The 3,199-nt window shown below is 44.9% G+C and carries 4 protein-coding genes; 1 reads left to right on the forward strand and 3 read right to left on the reverse strand.

Annotation, left to right across the window (positions count from 1 at the left end; genetic code table 11):
- Positions 1–88: 88 nt before the first annotated feature.
- The 3 genes from EKM67_RS10470 to EKM67_RS10480 all read right to left on the reverse strand — a co-directional run bounded on the left by EKM67_RS10470 (position 89) and on the right by EKM67_RS10480 (position 2,575).
- On the reverse strand, positions 89–727 hold the full coding sequence (locus EKM67_RS10470) for a VTT domain-containing protein (RefSeq protein WP_125578923.1): 639 nt from the start codon (positions 725–727) through the stop codon (positions 89–91).
- A gap of 325 nt (positions 728–1,052) precedes the next feature.
- The gene (locus EKM67_RS10475) at positions 1,053–1,568 is read right to left on the reverse strand and encodes a phosphatidylglycerophosphatase A family protein (protein ID WP_191986416.1); all 516 of its coding nucleotides are present in this window, start codon (positions 1,566–1,568) and stop codon (positions 1,053–1,055) included.
- 23 nt (positions 1,569–1,591) lie between these two features.
- A complete protein-coding gene (locus tag EKM67_RS10480; protein ID WP_225417378.1) occupies positions 1,592–2,575 on the reverse strand; it encodes an NAD(P)/FAD-dependent oxidoreductase in 984 nt (327 codons plus the stop codon).
- Positions 2,576–2,749: 174 nt separating this feature from the next.
- On the opposite strand from EKM67_RS10480, the gene EKM67_RS10485 reads away from it, so the two are divergent.
- Complete coding sequence (locus EKM67_RS10485) at positions 2,750–3,124, forward strand: CvfD/Ygs/GSP13 family RNA-binding post-transcriptional regulator (protein WP_225417379.1); 375 nt, start codon at positions 2,750–2,752, stop codon at positions 3,122–3,124.
- Positions 3,125–3,199 lie beyond the last annotated feature (75 nt).

Raw genomic sequence — 3,199 nt, forward strand, 5'->3', positions numbered from 1 at the left:
TGCCGTTCAAGAATGTGCATAAACACTTTAATTATTTGATTGTCCTCTTGACAGGAGCCGAGCCGTGACCGATTCAGAGCTTTTTTGTTCATGCTTTTTTAAGTTTGCTTTGTAAACTGATAATGCCCACTGGAATCAACGAGACTAACACGATGCCCAGCGCGACTAAAGTGAAATGATGGCTGACGAAGCCGATGTTACCGAAGAAGTAACCACCGACCAGACACAAAGTCACCCAAGCAAAGCCACCGATGAAATTGAATAAGAGGAAGTGGCGATAATTCATTTTACTACCACCGGAAACGAAGGGGGCAAACGTGCGAATGAAGGGGACAAAGCGGGCAAGCGCAATCGTTTTGCCACCATGCTTCTCGAAAAATCGCTGCGCCGCTTCCATTTTGTCACGATTGATCATCCGCGAAAAGAAACTATTTTCGCTAGCAGCTAGTCCAACTTTGACGCCGATGTGATAATTCATTGTATCACCAAGGACGGCGCCACCAAGAAAGATGGCGAAGAGCACGAAGATGTTCAGGTTGACCTTGCCAGTGGCCGCCAGAGCAGCTGCCGCAAAGAGCAAGGAATCACCAGGCAAGAATGGAAAAATCACGACGCCGGTTTCGATGAAGATCATGAAGAAGAGAATGAGATAACTCCAACCACCGAATTGGTTGACGATATTGAAGAGATGTTGATCAATGTGCAGGAAAAAATCAATGAATTGCAATGCAGGGACTCCTTTAGTATCAAGTTTAAAAAAATGATGGCTGCTGTGGGGCTAATGATGGGGGTGGACCGTGGATGACGACGCACAACTTGAATCGTGTTCGATCTGACTGTCTGCTATAGATAAGTTCTTCAAGCAATGGACTCAAAGACCAAATCAATTACTTGAAGAGACTTATCTTACGCAGCCAACCGTCAGCTCTCACAACTTAATCGTGTTCGGTGGCACTGAAATTTCCGCTTAACTGGACTCATGATGAAATTCAAGAACAGAATTTTATCATGAGTCTAGTTAATGCTCAATTTCACCCGTGCCACCTCACAACTTAATCTGTGTAGACGTCTTGGTCATCTTCTAGTTCGGGATGTGCGTGGGCTAGGCGGCTTGCTGCGGCTGCGGCGGTGGCACCGACGAGATCATCTAGGAATGTGTGGATGATGCCGGGTTCGTGCGCGTTTAATTTTGCGAGCACACCTGGTTTGACTTTGTCGATGTAGCCGTAATTGGTAAAGCCGATCGAACCGTAAACGTTGACGATACTCAAGGCCATGATCTCGTCGATGCCGTAAAGTCCGGAATCATGTTCGAGAATTTCCTGCAACGGTTGATCTAACTTGTGCTGCTCCGCTAACATATCCAATTGAATGCCGGTGATCATCGCGTTTTGTACCTCACGCTTTTGCAGCACAATTTTAACACTTTCAGCCGCCTGTTCTTTAGTTAGACCGTGAATATAATCTTTTTGTAAGAAAATAACTAAGTCGGCGATATCGTCGATGGAAACGCCACGCTTTTTTAACAAGTCGATGACGTGATCGAATAACATTTGATAATTAGGTATCATTGTTCTAGCTCCTCACTTTTTTAATTGAATAAACTGGTACTGTGGGCTGGTCGGATCTTATCTGGATAAACCGCCTGTAAAGCTGTGGTGACTGCAATCGGCGCCTCACCGTAACCCGTTGCAATTAAGTCCAGCTTACCTTCGTAGTCGACCGCGTCACCGATGGCATAAATTTTCGGCCGATTAGTTTCCATTCGAGTATTTACTTTAACTTTAACGCCCTTAAGATCGAGTCCCCATTGCCGCAAAATGCGACTGTCAGCCGTGAAGCCGTAATTGACGATCAGTTTATCGACGAGAAGCGTTTCTAAATCGTTCGTTTTTACCCGTTTGAGGGTCACTGCCAATTGGTCGTCTGCTTGAGCGAGACTATTCAGCAAAAAAGGTGTTTTAATATTGACGCTAGAATTTTGCATCTTGGTCACGCTGGATTCGAGCCCGCGAAATTGATCGCGTCGATGAATGATCGTGACTTGTGCGGCAATCGGCTCTAAGGCCAGTGCATAATCGACTGCGGAGTCGCCACCGCCGGCAATCGCGATTTTTTTACCACGGCAAGCTTCCAGATCGGAAATGAAATAGTCGACCGTGCCGTTATGATCGAGTTGCGGGTCATAGTCAAAAGCAAGCCGGCGTGGTGCAAAGGCGCCGTTGCCGATTGCGATAATAATGGCTCGAGCGGTAATCGGATCGTGGTTCGTTTGAACGAGATAGTCGCCATCCGGGGTTTCTTCAATATCCTTAACTGAAGTTTCTAAGAAGATTTTAGGAGAGAAGGCCTGTAATTGGGTGACTTGGTTTTTGATCAAGTCTTTTGCTTTAATGCCAGGAATACCACCAACATCGTAAATGTTTTTCTCGGGGAATAAGGCGGCAACTTGACCACCGAGCTGTGGCAAGCTTTCGACTATGGCAACATCGGCGTTGCGCATTCCGGCGAAGTATGCGGCAAAAAGTCCGACAGGTCCACCACCGATAATCAGTAAATCATATTTATGTGCCAAAAGAATCACACTTCCTACTATGAAGATTTTAATCACTCAGTGCACTAACTTTACCATAAATGGCCGTAATTATGTAGTCGGCGCAATGGCAGTTCCGCGGCTGAACGTTTTAGTTTATCAATCGGCCATAACCTGTTAAAATAAACATTGAGTCCTAATTTTTGATGAAAGTAGGTGACGATTACGAGCTATCGAATTGGTGATATTTTGCCCGGAACTGTAACCGGGATTCAACCTTATGGCGTGTTTGTTCTATTAGATGATCAAGTTCAGGGATTGATCCATATTTCTGAATGTACATCGGGTTATGTAGATGATCTTAGCCAAGTGATTCATATTGGTGATCAAGTCCAAGTTATGGTGCTCGATCTCGATGAGTTTTCTCAGAAGCTGAGCTTGTCGTTGCGTTCACTAGCCAATGAACCGATTTCTCCATCAACGACGCACAAAAAGTTTTTCTGGACGAACCAGCGAGTAAACCGCGGATATCAGGCAATTGCCGAGGTTAAAGATCAGTGGATCTCCGAAGCATTAGCATATTTTAACTGATTTTTTTAAATTTCTTATTGACGTAATAAATTGAAGTTGATAAGATAGTTGTTGTTGCAAAAAACAACGACGACT

The organism is Lapidilactobacillus mulanensis, from assembly GCF_003946215.1.
In the GTDB taxonomy this organism is placed as follows: domain Bacteria; phylum Bacillota; class Bacilli; order Lactobacillales; family Lactobacillaceae; genus Lapidilactobacillus; species Lapidilactobacillus mulanensis.